The sequence below is a fragment of the Cedecea sp. B1(4) genome (assembly GCF_059414925.1).
The window spans coordinates 474096-495092 of record NZ_JCAHMZ010000006.1 but is presented as its reverse complement, the minus strand read 5'-3'; the positions used below and the strand labels follow the sequence as shown (position 1 = coordinate 495092).

Here is a 20997-nt window from a genome sequence, read left to right as displayed (position 1 = left end):
CTAATCCTTTTTTAAACTACGCCCGCGCGTAGCATGTCATGCATATGTACCACACCCAGCAACTGGTCGCCATCCGCGACCATAACCGAAGTAATATGGCGTGACTGCATCAGGTTTAATGCGTCCACAGCTAATGTGCCAGGGCGTACGCGAATGCCTCCCGTTGTCATGACATCCGCAATACGTAAGGTATGTAAATCAACACCCATATCGAACACGCGACGTAAATCGCCATCGGTAAAGATGCCCTCAATTTTCATCAGGTCATTGCAGATGACCGTCATCCCCATATTTTTACGGGTAATCTCCAACAGCGCATCGCGCAAAGAGGCTTCTTTACTTACGTGCGGGATATCATCACCCGTGTGCATGATATCGTTCACGCGGAGTAATAGCTTACGCCCCAGCGCGCCGCCAGGATGAGACAGAGCAAAATCTTCAGCGGTAAAACCACGAGCCTTCAGTAACGCCACGGCCAGCGCATCGCCCATAACCAGCGTCGCCGTTGTGCTGGAGGTTGGCGCGAGGCCGAGAGGGCAAGCTTCCTGAGGCACTTTGATACACAGATGGATATCCGCTGCGCGACCCATTGAGCTTTCCGGGCGGGCGGTCATGCAAATCAAAGGCACCTGAAGGCGCTTTAATACCGGGATGAGCGCCAAAATTTCGTTCGACTCGCCGGAATTAGAAATCGCCAGGACGATATCCTGTGCCGTGACCATGCCTAAATCACCGTGGCTGGCTTCTCCTGGGTGCACAAAAAAGGCTGGCGTGCCGGTACTGGCAAAGGTTGCCGCGATTTTTTTCCCAATATGACCCGATTTTCCCATCCCCATGACAACAACTTTACCGGGGCAATAGAATATCTTCTCACAGGCCAGCGAGAAATCGTCGTTGATGTACTGGTCGAGTTGAGCCAGGCCTTCACGTTCAATATTGAGCACGTCTTTGCCCGCTTGTTGAAAGTCAAAACCCGGTGCTAAATCTATATGAGACATAATTCCCGTTTCCGCTTTATTCGACGACAGGTGGCGCAACGAACCACAGCACCACAATCCATATGATGAATCCACATGTTAACAGAGCGCCCGCGAGCTTGCCGATTTGGCGAGGTTTACGCCAGCAGAGCAGGGCAAAAACAGCACTTACCGCTAACATCAACCAATAATCCCGAGCAAAAGCTAACGGGTTGAGGTGGCCCGGTGCCACCAACGCAGGAATGCCAAGCACAAACACAACGTTAAAAATGTTCGAACCGATGATATTGCCAATCGCAATGTTATCTTCGCCCTTACGCGCTCCGGCTATGGCGGTCGCTAATTCCGGCAGACTGGTACCAATCGCAATGATCGTCAAACCGATAACCAGTTCGCTTACGCCAAAATAATGGGCAAGCACCGAGGCATTATCGATGACCATCCGCGTTGCCATCGGCATAATAACCAACGCCACTCCCAGCCATAAAAATGCGACGGACAGGCTGCCTTCTTGGGGGAGTTCGGCCAGTTGCTCCCGCGTCAGACTATCGATTCCCTGCCGTTCCGCAAGGCGGCCTATTCTAATGATAAAGAGTAGATATAACACTGCGATTGTCAGCAGCATGACGCCCTCGGCCTGCGTCAGTTCACCGTCATAGAGAAACAGACCTGCGGCGGCACTCACCGCCAACATTAGAGGCAATTCACGACGTAGAATATCGGAATTAACGGTAAATGGGTGCAGCAGCGCGGCGAGCCCCAGGATCAGCATAATGTTAGTGATATTTGAACCGATAGCTGTCCCTACGGCCAAATCTAACTGGCCGTGCAGCGCTGACGTACTGGCGATGATAATTTCAGGCAGTGAAGTGCCAATGCTGACCACCGTCATGCCGATAATCAGCGGCGGGATCCCGATGCTGCGACAAAGTATCGCTGCGGCGAAAACTAAACGGTCGGCGCCATAGACCACCAGGAGTAAACCAATAATTAATAGCGCCGTAGCTAACAGCATGAAAAATCCTTTATTAGGGTATAATCGCCGATCCTGAGGGGCTGAAGGGTCGGGCAAAACGAAGTGCAGCCTGAGCCTGGCGATAAGTCTTAATTCTGACTTTATGCGGCGAAAAAGTAAAACAAATGCCAGCTTTCGCTAACCTGCACAGGTAATATTCTGTAAAAATGTTGGGTTTTAGCATCCCTTTGAGGCCATGCTTGCCGGCAAACATAAAAAAGGAAGGGCGATGAGTCAGACAGAAGCCAATCTGGTTGAGATCCGTGGGATGAGTTTCTCTCGCGGCGAGCGCCAGATCTTCGAGAATATTTCGCTGACGGTACCACGCGGCAAGGTGACGGCGATCATGGGGCCATCGGGGATCGGTAAAACTACGCTATTGAAGCTTATCGGTGGGCAGATCCAGCCGGACAGCGGCGAGATCCTTTTTGATGGTGAGAACGTACCGTCGATGTCGCGCTCACGGCTTTTTACCGTGCGTAAACGCATGAGTATGCTGTTCCAATCCGGCGCCTTATTTACCGATCTTAATGTGTTTGAAAACGTGGCTTATCCACTGCGTGAACATCTTCAGTTACCAGAACCGCTATTGCACAGCACGGTGATGATGAAACTTGAAGCCGTGGGGCTTCGCGGGGCGGCTAATCTTATGCCTTCTGAATTATCTGGCGGGATGGCGCGCCGCGCGGCGTTGGCCCGTGCTATAGCGCTTGAGCCAGACTTGATTATGTTTGATGAACCTTTCGTCGGACAGGATCCCATTACCATGGGCGTGCTGGTTAAGCTTATTTCAGAACTTAACAGCGCTCTTGGCGTCACCTGCATTGTGGTATCACACGATGTACCAGAAGTATTAAGCATCGCGGATTACGCTTATATTGCTGCCGATCAGCACATTGTTGCTCAAGGTAGCCCGGCGGAACTGCGTGAAAACCACGATCCACGCGTTAGACAGTTCCTTGATGGGATCGCGGATGGCCCGGTGCCATTCCGTTATCCAGCCGGGGATTATCAACAAGATTTATTACCTGGAACGAGGAGCTAAACTGCTCATGCTGCTAAATGCACTGGCATCTCTCGGGAGACGCGGGATAAAAACTTGCGCTTCGTTTGGACGTGCCGGACTGATGTTATTCAACGCGCTGGTAGGGAAACCGGAGTTTCGCAAGCATGCGCCGTTGCTGGTTCGTCAGCTTTATAATGTCGGCGTACTGTCGATGTTGATCATTATGGTTTCCGGCCTGTTCATCGGGATGGTGCTTGGCTTACAGGGCTATCTGGTGCTGACGACTTACAGCGCTGAGTCGAGTCTCGGCATGCTGGTGGCGCTTTCACTGCTCCGTGAACTTGGCCCGGTTGTTGCCGCGCTACTGTTTGCCGGGCGTGCTGGTTCTGCTTTAACCGCTGAAATTGGCCTGATGCGTGCGACTGAACAGCTGTCCAGTATGGAGATGATGGCTGTCGATCCGCTGCGCCGCGTCGTTTCACCGCGATTTTGGGCTGGGGTCATCTCGCTGCCGCTTCTGACGCTTATCTTCGTTGCCGTGGGCGTTTGGGGTGGTGCTCTGGTGGGCGTGAACTGGAAAGGCATTGATGCCGGTTTCTTCTGGTCGGCAATGCAAAATGCGGTCTCATGGCGGCTGGATTTGGTTAACTGCGTGATTAAAAGCGTAGTCTTCGCCATTACCGTAACGTGGATTGCGTTATTCAACGGGTACGATGCTATTCCGACTTCTGCCGGGATTAGCCGGGCAACCACGCGCACCGTTGTGCACGCTTCTCTGGCCGTTTTGGGCCTCGATTTTGTGCTGACAGCACTGATGTTTGGGAATTGAGTTCATGCAAACAAAGAAATTTGAAGTTTGGGTTGGTGCTTTTCTGCTGGTCGCGCTGGTCGCTATTATTTTTCTCTGCCTGAAAGTGGCGAATGTTACCTCTCTGCGCAGCGAACCGACTTATCGGGTATATGCCACCTTCGACAACATCGGTGGTCTGAAAATGAGTTCGCCAGTTCGTCTTGGTGGTGTTGTTATTGGTCGAGTTGATGGTATCGCTCTTGACCCGAAAACCTATTTGCCTCGCGTAACGCTGGACATTGAACAGCGCTACAACCAGATTCCGGATACCAGCTCTCTGGCGATTCGCACGTCTGGCTTGTTGGGTGAGCAATATATTGCTCTTAACCTCGGCTTTGACGACCCGGAACTGGGATCATCTATGCTGAAAGATGGCAGTACCATTCAGGATACGAAATCTGCTTTGGTTCTTGAGGATCTGATAGGTCAGTTCCTTTACAAGAGCGGCAACGGCGACAATAAGAATTCCGGCGATGCCGAATCACATCCTGCAGGCCATACTGATGCCGCACCGCAGTCAGGTACTACGAATTAATTTAAGAGGAACGAGTGATGTTTAAGCGTCTTATGATGGTAGCTATGCTGGTTATCGCCCCGTTTGCGATGGCGGCAGACCAGACCAACCCTTACAAATTAATGAATGAGGCGGCGCAGAAGACCTTTGATCGCCTGAAAAACGAGCAGCCTCAAATTCGACAGAACCCAAATTATCTGCGAGATATCGTCGGCCAGGAACTGCTGCCTTATGTTCAGGTAAAATACGCGGGGGCGCTGGTGTTAGGGCGTTACTACAAAGATGCCACGCCTGCGCAGCGTGACGCTTACTTCAAGGCTTTTGAAGAGTACCTGAAACAGGCCTATGGTCAGGCGCTGGCGCTGTATCACGGGCAGACTTATCAAATCGCCCCTGAGCAACCTCTTGGCAATGCCGATATTGTGGCGATCCGTGTGACGATAATCGATCCAAATGGACGTCCACCAGTGCGTCTTGATTTCCAATGGCGTAAAAATAGCCAAACTGGGAACTGGCAGGCATACGATATGATTGCCGAAGGGATCAGCATGATCACCACCAAACAAAACGAGTGGAGCGACCTGCTCCGTACGAAAGGTATCGATGGTTTGACCGCGCAGCTGCAGTCGATTTCGAAACAGCCAATTACCCTGGACAGTAAAAAGTAATGGCGGAAGAACTAAGCTGGAAGCAGGACGGTGCAACGCTGCATTTCTTCGGAGAGCTGGATGGCGGCACTGTTAATTCGCTTTGGCAGCAGCGTGAGAAAGTGGTCGCGGGTATCAATCTCTTTGAGCTAAGTGGCTTAACTCGCGTTGATACCGCCGGGCTGGCGTTGCTTATTCATCTGACCGCCATCGTGGCTCGTCAGGGGAACAAGATTGAGCTTAGGGGCGCTACTGATAATTTGCGCACGCTGGCTCAACTCTACAATCTGCCAGAGGCGCTATTGCCACATCTGGCAGGCTAATGATTTCAGCACGTTACTTTCAAAGCCCTCGAACTGTTAAGTTCTGGGGCTTTTTGCTTATTTAAGCGGACGCCACTTTCCTCTAAGATGTGTGGCTTATTTCATCATTTATTAATCGACGAATAGATACCCCATGGAAAATCATGAAATTCAGACAGTGCTGATGAACGCACTGCCCCTCCAGGAAGTCCACGTCTCAGGCGATGGCAGCCACTTTCAGGTGATAGCGGTGGGTGAGTTATTCGCCGAGTTAAGTCGCGTCAAAAAACAGCAAACCGTGTATGCCCCGCTGATGGAATTTATCGCGGATAATCGCATGCATGCTGTGTCTATTAAGACCTATACGCCGGAAGAGTGGGCGCGCGATCGTAAACTGAATGGTTTTTGAATCATCGGCTCAGGCTGGTGATAACGTTTTGAATTTAAAAGAGAGCAGTTTCAATGGATAAATTTCGTGTGCAGGGCCCTACCCGCCTGAGTGGAGAAGTCACAATCTCAGGGGCTAAAAACGCCGCGCTGCCAATCCTCTTCGCCGCGCTTCTGGCGGAAGAGCCGGTAGAGATTCAGAACGTTCCAAAACTGAAAGACATTGATACCACGATGAAGCTGCTGAGCCAGCTGGGTACCAAAGTTGAGCGCAACGGTTCCGTCTACATTGACGCCAGCGGCGTAAATATTTTCTGTGCGCCATATGACCTGGTGAAAACCATGCGAGCATCTATTTGGGCGCTAGGGCCACTGGTTGCTCGCTTTGGCCAGGGGCAGGTTTCTCTGCCTGGTGGTTGTGCCATTGGCGCTCGTCCGGTGGATTTGCACATTACTGGTCTGGAGCAGCTGGGTGCGGAGATTAAGCTCGAAGAAGGCTACGTTAAGGCGTCGGTAAATGGCCGCCTCAAAGGTGCTCATATCGTGATGGATAAGGTCAGCGTGGGTGCAACCGTGACCATCATGAGTGCGGCCACGCTTGCGGAAGGCAAAACGATCATTGAAAACGCTGCCCGTGAACCGGAGATCGTCGATACTGCGAACTTCCTTAACACCCTGGGCGCGAAGATCAGCGGTGCGGGCACCGATCGTATTACTATCGAAGGCGTTGCTCGTTTGGGCGGGGGTGTTTATCGCGTGCTGCCTGACCGTATTGAAACCGGGACGTTCCTGGTGGCTGCGGCAATCTCTGGCGGTAAAATTCTTTGCCGTAACGCGCAGCCGGATACTCTGGATGCTGTTCTGGCGAAGCTGCGTGAAGCTGGCGCGGAAGTTGAAACGGGTAAAGACTGGATCAGCCTTGATATGCATGGCCAACGTCCAAAAGGCGTAACGGTGCGTACTGCTCCGCATCCAGGTTTCCCTACCGATATGCAGGCGCAATTCACCCTGCTGAACCTGGTGGCGGAAGGGACGGGCGTTATCACCGAAACTATCTTTGAAAACCGCTTCATGCATGTGCCTGAATTAATCCGTATGGGTGCGCATGCTGAGATCGAAAGCAATACAGTTATCTGCCACGGTGTCGAAAAGCTTTCCGGCGCTCAGGTAATGGCAACCGATCTTCGTGCGTCTGCAAGTCTGGTTCTGGCGGGCTGTATCGCAGAAGGGACAACGATAGTGGATCGTATTTACCACATTGATCGCGGCTATGAGCGCATTGAAGATAAGCTTCAGGCGCTGGGGGCTAAGATCGACCGCGTCAAGGGAAGCGAGTAAACATCCTCCCTTAATGACGGATTGCCGGGGCATGCCCCGGCTTTTTTATAGCTGCCGGATCTTCCGTGTTCGGTCGATAAACTCACGTGTCACCGGGTCGTGGTAGCGTGAAGGCCAGATAACCTGCGGTGCGACACCTAAAGCCTTAGCGATAATAAACTCCCCTTTGGGCCAGGGGCGAGACAACGCATTGGCGAGCGTTGATGAGCTTAAACCTGACTGGCGTGATAAGGCGGCAAGCGACGTTTTCTTTTTTCGCAGTCCGGCAATAATGTCCGCCGGATGCCAGTCCACAAATTGATTTTCCATAATCTCTCCCTGTGATCTTACTAATCCTGCTCTGAGCTGAGCGATGGCACAGGAAATTTATAACATAAAAATTTCCAAATGATTCCAGTAAGTGCAAGGAATAATAGATTCTGTGTTTTCATCCGCAAATATTATGAAAGCTAGTGAGAATGAAATATTCAGGAAAGAGGGAAGGGGTGAGGATCTGTTTTACTGGAAACTTTAGCGCGCCAACTGGCGCGCTAAAGTCGATGTTAGTGGTCGCGTTGAACGGACATGTGCGCCAAAGAAATTAGCGCTTCACGGTAAGGAGTATCAGGCAGCACTGAAAGGGCATCGATCGCTTTATCTGCCTCTTCTTCGGCGCGTTGACGAGTCCATTCCAGAGAACCGCAATCCGACATAGCTCTCAGTACGGGATCCAGTAAATGACGGCCATTTCCCTGTTCGATCGCTTCACGAATCATCTGAGCCTGCTCTGGTGAGCCGTTGCGCATGGCGTGTAACAGCGGCAGCGTCGGTTTGCCTTCGTTCAGATCATCGCCGACATTTTTACCCAGCGTTTGCCCATCTGAGCTGTAATCCAGCAGATCATCAATGAGCTGGAACGCAGTACCCAGGTAGCGCCCATAATCCTGCAGCGCTTTTTCCTGAATCTCCGTTGCGCCTGCCAGAATTCCCGAGCATTGAGCCGCAGCTTCAAACAGGCGGGCCGTTTTGCTGTAAATGACCCGCATATAGCTTTCTTCAGTAATGTCTGGGTCATTACAGTTCATCAGCTGTAGCACTTCGCCCTCAGCGATAACGTTTACGGCCTCTGACATCACCTCCAGCACTTTCAGCGAACCGAGGCTGGTCATCATCTGGAATGCTCGCGTATAGATGAAATCACCGACCAAAACGCTCGCTGCGTTGCCGAAAGCGGCATTGGCTGTAGCTTTACCCCGACGCATATCTGATTCGTCCACGACGTCATCATGCAGTAGCGTGGCGGTATGTATAAATTCGATCAGCGCTGCAATTTTGACATGCGCTTGCCCGTCGTAAGCAAGTGCCCGCGCGGCAAGCACGGCAATCATTGGGCGGATACGTTTACCGCCACCGCTGACGATGTAGTAGCCCAACTGGTTGATCAGTTGAACATCGGAATTCAATTGCTCAAGGATTGTCGCATTGACACCCGCCATATCTTGCGCGGTTAACTCATTAATTTTTTCTAAATTCATCGCAAAAGTCTGGCTTTCGTCCTGTTTATTCCATATCCATATGGCATAACGAGAGGGTTGAGGTTCGATACTGTAGTACAGATTGTACTGAAAAAACGAGGCAGATAAACGGTGTGTGTGCTGTTGCGTTTTTTTTCTACGGTAATTGACGATCGGGCTTGTCAAACCCTCACGATTTGCGTAATATTCGCGCCCTATTGTGAATATTTATAGCGCTACCTGAAACCTATGTAAGGTAAGCGCGGAAAGCGGAGTTTTATATGTACGCGGTTTTCCAAAGTGGTGGTAAACAACACCGAGTAAGCGAAGGTCAGACCGTTCGCCTGGAAAAGCTGGACATCGCAACTGGCGAAACTGTTGAGTTCGCTGAAGTTCTGATGATCGCAAACGGTGAAGAAGTCAAAATCGGCGTTCCTTTCGTCGATGGTGGCGTTATTAAAGCTGAAGTCGTTGCTCACGGTCGTGGCGAGAAAGTTAAAATCGTTAAGTTCCGTCGCCGTAAACACTATCGTAAGCAAGCGGGCCACCGTCAGTGGTTCACTGATGTGAAAATCACTGGCATCAGCGCCTAAGACCTGAGGAGTAGATTAAATGGCACATAAAAAGGCTGGCGGCTCAACTCGTAACGGTCGCGATTCAGAAGCAAAACGCCTGGGTGTAAAACGCTTTGGTGGTGAAACTGTACTGGCTGGTAGCATCATCGTTCGTCAACGTGGTACCAAATTCCACGCTGGCAACAATGTAGGTTGTGGTCGTGACCACACCCTGTTTGCTAAAGCAGACGGTAAAGTGAAATTCGAAGTTAAAGGCCCGAACAATCGTAAATACATCAGCATCGTTGCTGAGTAAGTTTTTCGGTCCGGTAACGGATGAAAGCCCCGCAACGTGTTGCGGGGCTTTTTACATTGTACGCCTGGTAAATTAAGACAGGGAATGGGCATGGGGCAGCAGGCGGGAATCGGTATTCTTTTAGCGTTAACCACGGCGATGTGCTGGGGGGCGTTACCCATAGCGATGAAGCAGGTGCTTCCGGTGATGGCGCCACCGACCGTGGTATTTTATCGATTTCTGATGGCCAGTATTGGCCTGGGTATTTTCCTTTCGATTCGGGGGAAATTACCGCCGCTCAGAATGTTCCGTAAGCCCCGATGGCTAGTGTTGTTAGCGATCGCCACTGGGGGATTATTTGGCAACTTTCTGCTCTTTAGTTCTTCCCTGCAGTATTTAAGCCCTACTGCGTCTCAGGTTATTGGCCAGCTTTCTCCTGTCGGGATGATGGTGGCGAGCGTAGTCGTGCTAAAAGAGAGAATGCGTGGCACGCAGATTATTGGTGCCATGATGCTCTTGTGTGGTCTGGTGATGTTCTTCAACACCAGTCTTGTAGAGATTTTTACCCGCCTGACGGATTACACCCTTGGTGTTATCTTCGGCGTGCTGGCGGCAACGGTTTGGGTCAGCTATGGTGTGGCGCAGAAAGTGTTATTACGCCGGTTAGCCTCACAGCAGATCCTCTTTTTGTTGTACACTTTATGTACTATTGCACTTTTGCCGCTGGCAAAACCTGGTGTGATTTTCCAGCTCAGTAGCTGGCAACTGGCATGTCTGGTTTTCTGCGGTCTGAATACGCTGGTAGGCTATGGCGCGCTCGCTGAGGCGATGGCGCGCTGGCAGGCCTCCCAGGTTAGCGCCATCATTACGCTAACCCCGTTATTTACGTTGCTGTTCTCAGACCTGCTGTCTCAGGCCTGGCCCGAGTATTTCGCCATACCGATGCTTAACCTTGTGGGTTATATCGGGGCTCTCGTGGTTGTGGCTGGTGCGATGTATTCCGCGATTGGCCACCGCCTTTGGGGGCGCTGGCATAAAACCGAAACGGTCACGCCGGTGCAGCGTTCGGGCGAATGATTTACGGAGAAGTAAGATGAAGTTTGTTGATGAAGCAACGATCCTGGTCGTAGCAGGTGATGGCGGTAACGGCTGCGTTAGCTTCCGTCGTGAAAAATATATCCCGAGAGGCGGCCCGGACGGTGGTGATGGTGGTGACGGTGGTGACGTATGGCTTGAAGCCGACGAGAACCTGAATACGCTTATCGATTATCGTTTTGAAAAGGCCTTCCGCGCAGAGCGTGGCCAGAACGGCCAAAGCCGCGATTGTACCGGTAAACGTGGGCATGACGTCACTGTAAAGGTACCAGTGGGTACCCGAGTGATCGATCAGGGCACCGGTGAAACCATGGGCGATATGACGCAGCATGGTCAAAAGCTGATGGTTGCCAAAGGCGGCTGGCACGGTCTGGGTAATACCCGTTTTAAATCCTCCGTAAACCGTACCCCACGTCAGAAAACGATGGGTACTCCGGGTGAAAAACGCGATCTGCAGCTAGAGCTGATGCTGCTGGCCGATGTCGGTATGCTGGGTATGCCAAATGCGGGTAAATCTACCTTTATCCGTGCGGTATCTGCAGCGAAGCCAAAAGTGGCTGATTATCCGTTTACTACGCTAGTGCCAAGCCTGGGCGTTGTTCGTATGGACAATGAAAAGAGCTTCGTTGTCGCGGATATCCCGGGGCTTATCGAGGGCGCAGCTGACGGCGCTGGTCTGGGCATTCGCTTCCTTAAGCACCTTGAGCGCTGCCGCGTATTGCTGCATCTCATTGACATTGAGCCTATCGATGGCTCTGACCCGGTTGAAAACGCCCGCATCATCGTTGGCGAACTGGAGAAATACAGCGAAAGCCTGGCGTCAAAACCTCGCTGGCTCGTGTTTAACAAAATCGACCTGATGGATAAAGCGCAGGCCGAAGAAAAAGCGAAAGCCATTGCCGAAGCGCTTGGTTGGGAAGATAAATACTACCTGATCTCCGCTGCCAGTCAGATGGGCGTGAAAGATCTCTGCTGGGATGTGATGACCTTTATCATCGAGAACCCGATTACGGCGGCTGAGGTCGCTAAGCAGCCAGAGAAAGTCGAGTTTATGTGGGATGATTACCATCGCCAGCAGCTCGATGAAATGGAAGCTGAAGCAGAAGAAGACTGGGATGACGACTGGGATGATGAAGACGACGAAGGCGTCGAAATTATCTACCAGAAGTAAGCTTCAACGAAGAAGGCCGGTGCTCCCGGCCTTTTTTATTGGATGCTGTTCGGAAGCCAGCAGTCAGCCTGCAAGCCGCCTTCCGCACGATTGCCCAACGCCAGGCGGCCATGGTGAAGTTGAACAATCCGCTGCACAATGTTCAGACCGAGTCCGCTACCGCCATAGCGTTGATCCATACGCCTGAAGGGCTCGGTGATTTGTTGAAGATATTCGTTTTTAATGCCCGGGCCGCTGTCGGCCACGCTCAAGAGCGTTCCACCCTCTTTTTCCGTCAATGCTATATGAATTTCGCCTTTTTCCGGGCTATAGCGGGAGGCATTTTCCAGCAGGTTACGCAACATTAAACGCAGCAGCACGGCATCACCTTGCACGGTCAGAGCGGATGCTGCAGGCCAGATTAGCTTTTGCGAGCGCTGTGCCGCCAACTCTTCCATTTCCATTTTAAGCGGCGCAATGATGTCGTCACTCCAGACCAGCGTATTGTAATGCCCACTGGCCAGAGCTTGCCCGGCGCGCGAAAGCATCAGGAGCTGTTCAATGGTATGCATAAGCTGATCGATACGTGTTAGCAGCATAGGGGCCTGCGCTACCCCATTTTTTACCATCAATTCCAGATGTAACCTGAGACCAGCAAGCGGTGTTCTCAGTTCATGGGCCGCATCGGCAGTGAATAAGCGCTCCTGTTGAATCGTATGATCCAGCCGGCCAAGCAGCTGGTTGAGGGAATTGGTTACGGCTACCATTTCGTCCATGTCGGAAAACATAGGCAGGGGAGTGAGGTTGTCGGCTGAGCGGTTAGCCAGGCTTGAACGCAGCTGATTCAGCGGGCGGGTTATCCAGGTAATTGCCCAGAAAGAGAAAAACAGCGTAAAGGCAACCATGACCAGAGAAGGCACCAACAGGGAAGCAATCGCTTCACGAATTTCTTTTTCGACCTGCTGGTTTCGGGCTTTTGCGGAGAGCGTTTCACTCACCAAAAAACCAATCTGCTCACGGCTTTCATGCCACAGCCAGACAACGCTAATCAACTGGAAGAAAAGGAGAATAAGCGCCAGCAGGATCATCAGGCGCCGGCGCATGCTGCTCATGAGCGGCTTTCCAGCCGGTAGCCAACGCCGCGTACGGTTTTGATTCTGTCTTTGCCTAATTTTCGGCGTAGGTTGTGAATGTGCACTTCAAGGGTGTTGGAGCCAGGATCGTCCTGCCAGCTGTAAATATCCTGCTGTAGCGTTTCACGGTGGACCGTCTGGCCGATTCGCATCATCAGGCGTGTCAGAAGAGCGAACTCTTTGGGCGTAATTTCTACGGCCTGATTGGCGAGCAGCACCTGCTGAGTCTGCAAATTGAGGGTTAAATCGTCTTCCTGAAGCAGATTGTCGCTGTGTCCCTGGTAGCGACGGATCAGCGCTCTCGCACGCGCCTGCAGTTCTGCAAGCGCAAAAGGCTTAACCAGATAATCATCCGCGCCGGAGTCCAGACCATTTACTCTGTCTTCAAGCGCGTCACGAGCCGTCAGGATAAGCACCGGATTTTTTACCCCACGCCGACGCCATTGACTCAACAGCGTGGCACCGTCTTTGTCCGGGAGCCCGAGGTCGAGAATAATCAGGCTGTATTCACCGCTTTGCAGCAAGGCATCAGCCTCCGCAGCCGTCGCGGCGCAGTCCAGCGCGTAGCCTTCCCCACCTAATGCCAGCGCAAGACCTTCCTGTAACAGTAAATCGTCTTCAACAATAAGCAGTTTCATAACTAGTTATTCTGGTAAATGTCTTTGTACAGTCGGCTTTCGAAGCGCACTAACGGGATGCGGCGATTACGCTGGTCCGCTGGTTCAACGGCATAACCAGAGAGATACTGCACAAAGGCCATGCGCTGTCCGCTTGCCGTGGTGATGAAGCCAGCCAGATTATATACACCCTGCAACGAACCTGTTTTCGCCGACACTTTCCCATCCACGCCTGCCTGATGTAGGCCGGCACGATACTGCAGAGAGCCATCGTAGCCCGCGAGCGGCAGCATAGAGATAAAGTTTAGCTGATTATCGTTCTGCGCGATGTATTGCAGCACCTGCATCATTGTGGCCGGTGAAATCAGGTTATGACGCGAAAGGCCTGAGCCATCGACGACAATACTGTTCCCCAAATCTACGCCCGCTTTTTGGCGCAATATCTGGCGTACAGCATCAGCACCTGCCCGCCAGGTGCCAGGAACACCCAGCCGGTTATGTCCGATGGTCCTGAATACGGTATCGGCAATCATGTTATCGGATTTCTTGAGCATGATTTTAAGCAGGTCATGCAACGGGGCTGACTGTTTGCTGGCTATCACCGTGCCCGGTTCGTTGGGTTGAGTCTGGCGCAGCAGTGTTCCGCTGTAGCTGATCCCTGCCTGCTTCAGTTCATCTTTAATGATGGCACCTGCATAGCTTGCACCATCCTGAATGGCAAAGGCTAAGGGCAGCGGATCGGCACGTTGTGTAAGACAACCGGTAAGCGTATAGCGGTTGAGATCGCCCGGGACAACATCCAGTTCGCAGTATTGGGCGTCAGGAGAACCTTTGGCGAGCGTTCTGACCTGACTAAACATCACGACCGGATAGTAAGAAGCAATGCGGATATAGGCTAAATCGTCAGCTTTTGGGGCGCTGTATAAGGAAATAGAGAAGCAGTTACGGTCCACGATGGCGGCGGCGGGTGGTGCGCTGAAGCACTGTGTCATGTCGTTCCACGGCCAGCCCGGTGCTTTATCGTGGCTGGCGAAAATAGACGTGTCGACCAGCACGTTGCCCTTAATCTGTTGGACGCCCGCTTTTTTTAATTCGGCAACCATGTTGCGAATATCCTGACGCTTTAGCGTAGGATCCCCGCCGAAACGAGCGATAAGATCGCCGTTAAGTACGCCATTATCGATTTGAGCACGGCTTTCCAGCGTGGTGGTAAAACGAAAATCCGGGCCCAACTGAAGGAGCGCCGCTAGCGCCGTAATCACTTTCTGCGTACTGGCAGGCAGAGCCATTTGTTGGCTGTGATAATCAATGAACGGGCTTGTCGCACCGACTTTTTGTACCATCAGTGCCAGGTTCGCCCCGTCAGGCAACTGGGAGGTGTACTCTTCAACGTTCGCAGCCTGAACATTGATGGCTACGGCAGCGGTCAACCCAATGACAAATCTCAAAAATCGCATAATCTCGCGGTAACGGCCTGGAAACGTGACCGCCATACTACGGTGCATTATGGTGCAAAGTAAACGATGACCCTCAGGGAACTCCAGGGTAAAATACCGGTCAATTTGAAAACTGTTACTGACCTGGAGTCATCACCCCGGGTCGGTTTTCTTTTATTTGTTGCCGGAGAGACTTGCGTTACCGGCCATGCTCTTAAGCCAGCACGGTGTTTACCCTGCTGCAGAGGACTGATTTTAAGAGGTATAACAAATGCAACCTATTCCGATGACCTTACGTGGCGCTGAACAACTCCGTGAAGAACTGGATTTCCTGAAGTCCGTTCGTCGCCCTGAAATCATTGCTGCGATTGCTGAAGCTCGCGAGCATGGCGATCTGAAAGAAAACGCTGAATATCATGCCGCGCGTGAGCAGCAGGGTTTTTGCGAAGGCCGCATCCAGGATATCGAAGCGAAGCTTTCTAATGCTCAGGTGATCGACGTCACAAGAATGCCAAATAACGGCCGTGTGATCTTTGGTACTACCGTAACAGTATTGAACCTGGACAGTGATGAAGAGCTTACTTATCGCATCGTTGGCGACGATGAGGCTGATTTTAAAAAGAATCTTATTTCTGTAAACTCGCCTATTGCTCGCGGTCTTGTGGGCAAGGAATGCGACGATGTTGTCGTAATTCGCACGCCGGGCGGTGATGTCGAATTCGAAATCTTAAAAGTAGAATATTTGTAATTTTTACTACGCTGGCTAAAGGGTTGGCGTATTGTAAAGAAAAGAAAAAGGCCGCATAGCGGCCTTTTATCAACGAACATAGCGTGGCATTTTGCACACCTCTGCTTATTTCGGCAGAGAAATCTTACGCTCTTTAGAAGGGCGGTAGAGCACCAGCGTTTTACCGATGACCTGTACATTACAGGCGCCGGTTTCCCGCACGATGGCATCCACAATTAAGGTTTTGGTTTCGCGATCTTCCGTTGCGATCTTCACCTTGATTAATTCATGGTGCTCAAGCGCTTGTTCAATCTCGGCCAGTACCCCTTCGGTCAAACCATTATTGCCAAGCATAACCACCGGCTTGAGCGGATGGGCCAGACCTTTTAGGTGCTGTTTTTGTTTAGTACTCAGATTCATCGTATTTTTTGCTTACGTTGGGATTGAAAACGGTTCATTCTACCGCCATCTCCAGTGTATCGCCAAATCGGCTGTGCTGATTGTTAGTTAGCCTGCTATTCACGATGAACAAAGTTGGATATTGAGATGACAGGTAAGAAGCGTTCTGCCAGCTCCAGTCGCTGGCTGCAGGAACACTTTAGCGATAAATATGTTCAACAGGCACAGAAAAAGGGGTTGCGGTCCCGTGCCTGGTTTAAACTTGATGAAATACAGCAAAGTGACAAACTTTTTAAGCCAGGAATGACTATTGTTGATCTTGGTGCTGCACCTGGCGGGTGGTCACAATATGTCGTGACGCAAATCGGGAATCAGGGGCGAATCATCGCTTGCGATCTTTTACCAATGGATCCTATCGTTGGTGTGGACTTCCTTCAGGGCGATTTTCGTGATGAATTAGTCGTCAAGGCCCTGCTGGAACGTGTTGGTGACAGTAAAGTGCAGGTTGTCATGTCAGATATGGCGCCAAACATGAGCGGGACACCGGCAGTCGATATTCCCCGCGCTATGTACTTGGTTGAACTGGCACTGGAAATGTGTCGGGACGTGCTGGCGCCGGGCGGTAGTTTTGTAGTGAAAGTGTTTCAGGGCGAAGGTTTCGATGAATACCTGCGAGAAATTCGCTCCCTGTTTACGACGGTTAAAGTTCGTAAACCGGACTCTTCTCGTGCCCGCTCACGTGAAGTGTACATTGTAGCGACCGGGCGCAAACTATAGTACCCTGACGCTGTTTGTTAACACAGTTGTAATATGAGGTTAATCCCTTGAGTGACATGGCGAAAAACCTAATACTCTGGCTGGTCATTGCCGTTGTGCTAATGTCTGTATTCCAGAGCTTTGGGCCCAGCGAGTCAAATGGCCGTAGGGTGGATTACTCCACTTTCCTGTCTGAAGTTAATCAGGACCAGGTTCGCGAAGCGCGCATCAACGGACGTGAAATCAACGTTACCAAGAAAGATAGTAACCGATACACGACTTACATCCCCGTTAATGATCCCAAGCTGCTTGATAATCTGATTACCAAGAACGTGAAAGTTGTGGGCGAACCGCCTGAAGAGCAGAGTCTGCTGGCAACTATCTTCATTTCCTGGTTCCCAATGCTGCTGCTGATTGGGGTCTGGATCTTCTTTATGCGTCAAATGCAGGGCGGCGGTGGTAAAGGTGCCATGTCGTTCGGTAAGAGCAAGGCGCGCATGCTAACGGAAGACCAAATCAAAACCACCTTTGCTGACGTCGCTGGCTGTGATGAAGCGAAAGAAGAGGTGGGTGAGCTGGTTGAATACCTCCGTGAGCCGAGCCGCTTCCAGAAACTGGGCGGTAAAATCCCGAAAGGCGTCCTGATGGTCGGCCCTCCGGGTACGGGTAAAACGCTGTTGGCAAAAGCGATTGCTGGCGAAGCGAAAGTGCCGTTCTTCACAATTTCCGGTTCTGACTTTGTTGAAATGTTCGTCGGTGTTGGTGCATCCCGTGTGCGTGACATGTTCGAACAGGCCAAAAAAGCGGCACCTTGTATTATCTTCATCGATGAAATCGATGCCGTAGGTCGTCAGCGTGGCGCTGGCTTGGGTGGCGGTCACGACGAACGTGAGCAAACCCTGAACCAGATGCTGGTTGAAATGGATGGCTTTGAAGGTAATGAAGGGATCATCGTGATTGCGGCAACTAACCGTCCTGACGTGCTTGACCCTGCGTTGCTGCGTCCTGGTCGTTTCGACCGTCAGGTTGTCGTCGGTCTGCCAGATGTTCGTGGGCGTGAGCAAATCTTGAAAGTTCATATGCGTCGCGTACCGCTTGCACCGGACATCGATGCCGCAATTATCGCTCGTGGTACACCTGGCTTCTCCGGTGCCGATTTGGCTAACCTGGTAAACGAAGCTGCGCTGTTTGCTGCTCGCGGTAACAAGCGTGTGGTGTCGATGGTTGAATTCGAGAAAGCGAAAGACAAAATCATGATGGGGGCAGAACGCCGCTCCATGGTGATGACGGAAGCGCAGAAAGAATCGACCGCTTATCACGAAGCAGGCCATGCGATTATCGGTCGCCTGGTACCGGAGCACGATCCGGTCCATAAGGTGACGATTATCCCTCGTGGCCGCGCGCTGGGTGTGACCTTCTTCCTACCTGAAGGCGACGCAATTAGCGCCAGCCGTCAGAAACTGGAAAGTCAGATTTCCACGCTGTATGGCGGCCGTCTGGCTGAAGAGATTATCTACGGGGCAGAACATGTTTCTACCGGTGCGTCGAACGACATTAAAGTGGCGACTAACCTGGCTCGTAACATGGTGACCCAGTGGGGCTTCTCCGACAAACTTGGCCCGCTGCTGTATGCTGAAGAAGATGGTGAAGTATTCCTGGGCCGTTCAGTGGCAAAAGCGAAGCATATGTCTGATGAGACTGCGCGTATCATCGATCAGGAAGTTAAATCCCTGATTGAACGCAACTATGCTCGTGCTCGCCAGTTGCTGAATGAGAACATGGATATTCTGCACACCATGAAAGACGCATTGATGAAGTATGAAACCATCGATGCCCCGCAGATTGACGACCTGATGGCGCGCCGTGAAGTTCGCCCGCCAGCAGGTTGGGAAGATGCGAGCAAAAACAACAATAACTCTGACAACAACGGTACCCCGAATGCGCCACGTCCGGTTGATGAACCACGTACGCCAAATCCGGGCAACACGATGTCTGAGCAACTGGGCGACAAATAAGACGCTCACGCAGATGTTTTTGCAGTAATCTATAAACCCCGGGCCTGCCCCGGGGTTTTTGTTTTTGTACAGCCTAAGACGAACGCAAAGGAAGAAGAATGAAACTCACCGCGCAAGGCTCCACGCTGGATCTCTCGCATCCTCACGTCATGGGGATTTTAAACGTCACGCCGGACTCCTTTTCCGACGGTGGCCAGCACAATTCCCTGGTTGAGGCCCTCAAGCATGCAAATGCGATGATCAATGCCGGGGCAACAATCATCGACGTTGGCGGAGAGTCAACCCGGCCTGGCGCGGCAGAGGTGAGCACAGAAGAAGAACTTGAGCGCGTTATTCCGGTGGTCGAAGCGATCGCTCAACGGTTTGAAGTCTGGGTCTCAGTGGATACATCAAAAGCCGAAGTTATTCGCGAATCTGCACGAGTAGGGGCGCATCTTATCAACGATATTCGTTCCTTAACGGAACCTGGTGCGCTAGCTGCCGCTGCGGAAACGGGGCTCCCTGTTTGCCTGATGCATATGCAGGGCGAACCGAAAACGATGCAACAGGCACCACAGTACGATGACGTATTTGCCGATGTGAATCGCTTTTTTGTGGAGCACATTGCCCGCTGCGAAGCCGCAGGGATTTCAAAAGATAAATTGCTGCTCGACCCGGGCTTTGGTTTCGGTAAGAATCTCTCCCACAATTATCAGTTATTGGCTCGCCTTTCGGAATTTCATCACTACGGTATGCCGCTGCTGGTAGGAATGTCCCGTAAATCGATGGTCGGGCAACTGCTTAATGTTGGCCCGGATCAGCGCCTGAGCGGTAGCCTTGCCTGCGCGGTGATTGCTGCGATGCAGGGGGCTCAAATTCTTCGCGTTCATGACGTAAAAGAGACTGTTGAAGCTATGCGCGTGGTCGAAGCTACGCTTTCAGTGAAGGAAAACAAATACTATGAGTAACCGTAAATATTTTGGCACCGATGGTATCCGTGGTCGCGTGGGCGATGCACCTATTACCCCTGATTTTGTTCTGAAGCTTGGCTGGGCTGCGGGTAAAGTCCTGGCTCGTCATGGTTCGCGTAAAATTATTATCGGTAAGGACACGCGTATTTCCGGCTACATGCTGGAATCTGCACTGGAAGCAGGCCTGGCTGCAGCCGGGTTGTCTGCTTCATTTACTGGTCCAATGCCTACGCCTGCGGTTGCTTATTTAACTCGTACATTCCGCGCTGAAGCTGGGATTGTTATCTCCGCCTCACACAACCCGTTCTATGACAACGGTATAAAATTCTTCTCGATCGACGGGACTAAACTGCCGGATGAGGTTGAAGAAGCTATTGAAGCGGAGATGGAAAAAGAGATCACCTGCGTGGATTCGGCGGAGTTGGGTAAAGCCAGCCGTATTGTCGATGCAGCAGGGCGGTATATTGAATTCTGCAAAGGCACGTTCCCGAACGAACTGAGCCTTAATGGCCTTAAAATCGTCGTAGACTGCGCCAACGGCGCGACTTACCACATTGCCCCGAATGTATTGCGTGAACTGGGTGCAAAAGTCATTGCCATTGGCTGTGAGCCGGATGGGGTGAATATTAATGAAAAATGCGGTGCGACCGATGTGCGTATGCTGCAAGAGCGCGTGCTGGCGGAAAAAGCCGATCTCGGCATCGCATTTGACGGCGACGGCGACCGGGTAATTATGGTGGATAACCAGGGACTTAAAGTCGATGGCGATCAGATCCTTTATATCGTTGCCCGGGAAGGATTACGTCAGGGGCAGCTTCGCGGCGGTGCCGTGGGTACGCTAATGAGTAATATGGGACTTGAAGTCGCGCTGAAGCAGTTGGGTATTCCTTTTGCCCGCGCGAAAGTTGGCGACCGCTATGTTCTGGAAAAACTGCAGGAGAAAGGCTGGCGAATTGGGGCTGAAAACTCCGGTCACGTCATTCTGCTGGACCAAACCACCACCGGTGACGGCATAGTCGCAGGTTTGCAAGTGCTTACCGCAATGGTTCGTAACCATATGAGCCTGCACGATCTCTGCAGCGGAATGAAATTGTTCCCGCAGATTCTGGTTAACGTTCGCTTTACCGCAGGCAGCGGCGATCCGCTTGAAAATGAAGAGGTCAAGCGCGTTACGGCTGAAGTGGAAGCTGCATTGGGCAGCCGTGGCCGGGTGTTGCTGCGTAAATCAGGAACGGAGCCACTTATTCGCGTGATGGTCGAGGGTGAAGATGAAGCTCAGGTTACCGCGTTTGCTCATCAGATCGCAGACGCAGTGAAGGCCGTTTAATATTTTTTCGTCGC

Annotated in this window: 24 protein-coding genes; 16 read left to right on the top strand and 8 right to left on the bottom strand. The window is 51.8% G+C overall.

The genetic code is table 11. The features are described 5' to 3' along the window. Positions 1 to 11 precede the first annotated feature (11 nt). Positions 12 to 998, bottom strand: a complete 987-nt coding sequence (gene kdsD / locus ACR6JA_RS15015) for an arabinose-5-phosphate isomerase KdsD (RefSeq protein WP_008454826.1) — start codon at positions 996 to 998, stop codon at positions 12 to 14. A gap of 16 nt (positions 999 to 1014) precedes the next feature. Next, complete coding sequence (locus ACR6JA_RS15010; protein WP_213715443.1) at positions 1015 to 1992, bottom strand: calcium/sodium antiporter; 978 nt, start codon at positions 1990 to 1992, stop codon at positions 1015 to 1017. Between the two features lie 229 nt (positions 1993 to 2221). Here ACR6JA_RS15010 and mlaF point away from each other — a divergent pair, with 229 nt between their 5' ends. The 7 genes from mlaF to murA all read left to right on the top strand — a co-directional run bounded on the left by mlaF (position 2222) and on the right by murA (position 7036). Beyond that, positions 2222 to 3037 carry a phospholipid ABC transporter ATP-binding protein MlaF gene (mlaF, locus tag ACR6JA_RS15005; RefSeq protein ID WP_008454824.1) on the top strand — a complete coding sequence of 272 codons (816 nt, stop codon included), beginning with the start codon at positions 2222 to 2224 and terminating at the stop codon, positions 3035 to 3037. Positions 3038 to 3044: 7 nt separating this feature from the next. Continuing rightward, the gene (mlaE, locus tag ACR6JA_RS15000; RefSeq protein ID WP_008454823.1) at positions 3045 to 3827 is read left to right on the top strand and encodes a lipid asymmetry maintenance ABC transporter permease subunit MlaE; all 783 of its coding nucleotides are present in this window, start codon (positions 3045 to 3047) and stop codon (positions 3825 to 3827) included. A gap of 4 nt (positions 3828 to 3831) precedes the next feature. Continuing rightward, on the top strand, positions 3832 to 4383 hold the full coding sequence (mlaD, locus tag ACR6JA_RS14995; RefSeq protein ID WP_213715444.1) for an outer membrane lipid asymmetry maintenance protein MlaD: 552 nt from the start codon (positions 3832 to 3834) through the stop codon (positions 4381 to 4383). 17 nt (positions 4384 to 4400) lie between these two features. Next, the gene (gene mlaC, locus ACR6JA_RS14990) at positions 4401 to 5030 is read left to right on the top strand and encodes a phospholipid-binding protein MlaC (RefSeq protein ID WP_008454821.1); all 630 of its coding nucleotides are present in this window, start codon (positions 4401 to 4403) and stop codon (positions 5028 to 5030) included. Beyond that, positions 5030 to 5332: a lipid asymmetry maintenance protein MlaB gene (gene mlaB / locus ACR6JA_RS14985; RefSeq protein ID WP_213715445.1), complete on the top strand. Its 303-nt coding sequence runs from the start codon at positions 5030 to 5032 to the stop codon at positions 5330 to 5332. Before mlaC ends, mlaB begins: the two co-directional genes overlap by 1 nt. Before the next feature lie 133 nt (positions 5333 to 5465). Continuing rightward, the gene (gene ibaG, locus ACR6JA_RS14980) at positions 5466 to 5720 is read left to right on the top strand and encodes a BolA family iron metabolism protein IbaG (RefSeq protein WP_008454819.1); all 255 of its coding nucleotides are present in this window, start codon (positions 5466 to 5468) and stop codon (positions 5718 to 5720) included. Between the two features lie 53 nt (positions 5721 to 5773). After that, the gene (murA, locus tag ACR6JA_RS14975; RefSeq protein ID WP_008454818.1) at positions 5774 to 7036 is read left to right on the top strand and encodes a UDP-N-acetylglucosamine 1-carboxyvinyltransferase; all 1263 of its coding nucleotides are present in this window, start codon (positions 5774 to 5776) and stop codon (positions 7034 to 7036) included. A gap of 45 nt (positions 7037 to 7081) precedes the next feature. On the opposite strand, the gene sfsB is transcribed toward murA, so the two are convergent. Next, the gene (gene sfsB / locus ACR6JA_RS14970) at positions 7082 to 7345 is read right to left on the bottom strand and encodes a DNA-binding transcriptional regulator SfsB (protein ID WP_008454817.1); all 264 of its coding nucleotides are present in this window, start codon (positions 7343 to 7345) and stop codon (positions 7082 to 7084) included. A 233-nt stretch (positions 7346 to 7578) separates the two neighbouring features. Beyond that, positions 7579 to 8550 (bottom strand): octaprenyl diphosphate synthase, encoded by a 972-nt coding sequence (gene ispB / locus ACR6JA_RS14965; protein ID WP_494493815.1) that lies wholly within the window; start codon positions 8548 to 8550, stop codon positions 7579 to 7581. A 260-nt stretch (positions 8551 to 8810) separates the two neighbouring features. Between ispB and rplU the strand changes: the two genes are divergently transcribed. The 4 genes from rplU to cgtA all read left to right on the top strand — a co-directional run bounded on the left by rplU (position 8811) and on the right by cgtA (position 11644). Then, a complete protein-coding gene (rplU, locus tag ACR6JA_RS14960) occupies positions 8811 to 9122 on the top strand; it encodes a 50S ribosomal protein L21 (protein ID WP_008454812.1) in 312 nt (103 codons plus the stop codon). Between the two features lie 19 nt (positions 9123 to 9141). Then, positions 9142 to 9399 carry a 50S ribosomal protein L27 gene (rpmA, locus tag ACR6JA_RS14955; protein ID WP_007673187.1) on the top strand — a complete coding sequence of 86 codons (258 nt, stop codon included), beginning with the start codon at positions 9142 to 9144 and terminating at the stop codon, positions 9397 to 9399. Positions 9400 to 9489: 90 nt separating this feature from the next. Continuing rightward, positions 9490 to 10455 (top strand): DMT family transporter, encoded by a 966-nt coding sequence (locus ACR6JA_RS14950; protein ID WP_213715447.1) that lies wholly within the window; start codon positions 9490 to 9492, stop codon positions 10453 to 10455. 16 nt (positions 10456 to 10471) lie between these two features. Continuing rightward, a complete protein-coding gene (gene cgtA, locus ACR6JA_RS14945; RefSeq protein WP_008454808.1) occupies positions 10472 to 11644 on the top strand; it encodes an Obg family GTPase CgtA in 1173 nt (390 codons plus the stop codon). A 35-nt stretch (positions 11645 to 11679) separates the two neighbouring features. Here the strand turns inward: cgtA and pmrB are convergent, their stop codons facing one another. Genes pmrB through dacB form a run of 3 tightly spaced genes read right to left on the bottom strand, consistent with a single transcriptional unit; the run spans position 11680 to position 14830 of the window. Beyond that, positions 11680 to 12735, bottom strand: a complete 1056-nt coding sequence (gene pmrB / locus ACR6JA_RS14940; protein ID WP_494493791.1) for a two-component system sensor histidine kinase PmrB — start codon at positions 12733 to 12735, stop codon at positions 11680 to 11682. Then, positions 12732 to 13394, bottom strand: coding sequence for a two-component system response regulator PmrA (pmrA, locus tag ACR6JA_RS14935; protein WP_008454804.1), 663 nt, complete (start codon positions 13392 to 13394; stop codon positions 12732 to 12734). Before pmrA ends, pmrB begins: the two co-directional genes overlap by 4 nt. A gap of 2 nt (positions 13395 to 13396) precedes the next feature. Beyond that, on the bottom strand, positions 13397 to 14830 hold the full coding sequence (gene dacB, locus ACR6JA_RS14930) for a serine-type D-Ala-D-Ala carboxypeptidase (protein ID WP_039305873.1): 1434 nt from the start codon (positions 14828 to 14830) through the stop codon (positions 13397 to 13399). A 250-nt stretch (positions 14831 to 15080) separates the two neighbouring features. On the opposite strand from dacB, the gene greA reads away from it, so the two are divergent. Beyond that, positions 15081 to 15557: a transcription elongation factor GreA gene (greA, locus tag ACR6JA_RS14925; RefSeq protein ID WP_008454799.1), complete on the top strand. Its 477-nt coding sequence runs from the start codon at positions 15081 to 15083 to the stop codon at positions 15555 to 15557. Positions 15558 to 15662: 105 nt separating this feature from the next. On the opposite strand, the gene yhbY is transcribed toward greA, so the two are convergent. After that, positions 15663 to 15956 (bottom strand): ribosome assembly RNA-binding protein YhbY, encoded by a 294-nt coding sequence (gene yhbY / locus ACR6JA_RS14920; RefSeq protein WP_008454796.1) that lies wholly within the window; start codon positions 15954 to 15956, stop codon positions 15663 to 15665. 126 nt (positions 15957 to 16082) lie between these two features. Between yhbY and rlmE the strand changes: the two genes are divergently transcribed. From rlmE to glmM, 4 genes are all read left to right on the top strand, one after another. After that, a complete protein-coding gene (gene rlmE / locus ACR6JA_RS14915) occupies positions 16083 to 16712 on the top strand; it encodes a 23S rRNA (uridine(2552)-2'-O)-methyltransferase RlmE (RefSeq protein WP_008454794.1) in 630 nt (209 codons plus the stop codon). Positions 16713 to 16768: 56 nt separating this feature from the next. Then, on the top strand, positions 16769 to 18706 hold the full coding sequence (ftsH, locus tag ACR6JA_RS14910; protein ID WP_166877784.1) for an ATP-dependent zinc metalloprotease FtsH: 1938 nt from the start codon (positions 16769 to 16771) through the stop codon (positions 18704 to 18706). A 98-nt stretch (positions 18707 to 18804) separates the two neighbouring features. Next, positions 18805 to 19653: a dihydropteroate synthase gene (gene folP / locus ACR6JA_RS14905; RefSeq protein WP_008454791.1), complete on the top strand. Its 849-nt coding sequence runs from the start codon at positions 18805 to 18807 to the stop codon at positions 19651 to 19653. Next, positions 19646 to 20983 (top strand): phosphoglucosamine mutase, encoded by a 1338-nt coding sequence (gene glmM, locus ACR6JA_RS14900; protein WP_008454789.1) that lies wholly within the window; start codon positions 19646 to 19648, stop codon positions 20981 to 20983. The genes folP and glmM overlap by 8 nt, the downstream gene beginning before the upstream one ends. Positions 20984 to 20997: the final 14 nt, after the last annotated feature.

Bases quoted from the DNA above. Each gene is read 5' to 3' on its own strand.
- kdsD (WP_008454826.1), bottom strand. From the start codon at position 998: ATGTCTCATATAGATTTAGCACCGGGTTTTGACTTTCAACAAGCGGGC.
- ACR6JA_RS15010 (WP_213715443.1), bottom strand. From the start codon at position 1,992: ATGCTGTTAGCTACGGCGCTATTAATTATTGGTTTACTCCTGGTGGTC.
- mlaF (WP_008454824.1), top strand. From the start codon at position 2,222: ATGAGTCAGACAGAAGCCAATCTGGTTGAGATCCGTGGGATGAGTTTC.
- mlaE (WP_008454823.1), top strand. From the start codon at position 3,045: ATGCTGCTAAATGCACTGGCATCTCTCGGGAGACGCGGGATAAAAACT.
- mlaD (WP_213715444.1), top strand. From the start codon at position 3,832: ATGCAAACAAAGAAATTTGAAGTTTGGGTTGGTGCTTTTCTGCTGGTC.
- mlaC (WP_008454821.1), top strand. From the start codon at position 4,401: ATGTTTAAGCGTCTTATGATGGTAGCTATGCTGGTTATCGCCCCGTTT.
- mlaB (WP_213715445.1), top strand. From the start codon at position 5,030: ATGGCGGAAGAACTAAGCTGGAAGCAGGACGGTGCAACGCTGCATTTC.
- ibaG (WP_008454819.1), top strand. From the start codon at position 5,466: ATGGAAAATCATGAAATTCAGACAGTGCTGATGAACGCACTGCCCCTC.
- murA (WP_008454818.1), top strand. From the start codon at position 5,774: ATGGATAAATTTCGTGTGCAGGGCCCTACCCGCCTGAGTGGAGAAGTC.
- sfsB (WP_008454817.1), bottom strand. From the start codon at position 7,345: ATGGAAAATCAATTTGTGGACTGGCATCCGGCGGACATTATTGCCGGA.
- ispB (WP_494493815.1), bottom strand. From the start codon at position 8,550: ATGAATTTAGAAAAAATTAATGAGTTAACCGCGCAAGATATGGCGGGT.
- rplU (WP_008454812.1), top strand. From the start codon at position 8,811: ATGTACGCGGTTTTCCAAAGTGGTGGTAAACAACACCGAGTAAGCGAA.
- rpmA (WP_007673187.1), top strand. From the start codon at position 9,142: ATGGCACATAAAAAGGCTGGCGGCTCAACTCGTAACGGTCGCGATTCA.
- ACR6JA_RS14950 (WP_213715447.1), top strand. From the start codon at position 9,490: ATGGGGCAGCAGGCGGGAATCGGTATTCTTTTAGCGTTAACCACGGCG.
- cgtA (WP_008454808.1), top strand. From the start codon at position 10,472: ATGAAGTTTGTTGATGAAGCAACGATCCTGGTCGTAGCAGGTGATGGC.
- pmrB (WP_494493791.1), bottom strand. From the start codon at position 12,735: ATGAGCAGCATGCGCCGGCGCCTGATGATCCTGCTGGCGCTTATTCTC.
- pmrA (WP_008454804.1), bottom strand. From the start codon at position 13,394: ATGAAACTGCTTATTGTTGAAGACGATTTACTGTTACAGGAAGGTCTT.
- dacB (WP_039305873.1), bottom strand. From the start codon at position 14,830: ATGCGATTTTTGAGATTTGTCATTGGGTTGACCGCTGCCGTAGCCATC.
- greA (WP_008454799.1), top strand. From the start codon at position 15,081: ATGCAACCTATTCCGATGACCTTACGTGGCGCTGAACAACTCCGTGAA.
- yhbY (WP_008454796.1), bottom strand. From the start codon at position 15,956: ATGAATCTGAGTACTAAACAAAAACAGCACCTAAAAGGTCTGGCCCAT.
- rlmE (WP_008454794.1), top strand. From the start codon at position 16,083: ATGACAGGTAAGAAGCGTTCTGCCAGCTCCAGTCGCTGGCTGCAGGAA.
- ftsH (WP_166877784.1), top strand. From the start codon at position 16,769: ATGGCGAAAAACCTAATACTCTGGCTGGTCATTGCCGTTGTGCTAATG.
- folP (WP_008454791.1), top strand. From the start codon at position 18,805: ATGAAACTCACCGCGCAAGGCTCCACGCTGGATCTCTCGCATCCTCAC.
- glmM (WP_008454789.1), top strand. From the start codon at position 19,646: ATGAGTAACCGTAAATATTTTGGCACCGATGGTATCCGTGGTCGCGTG.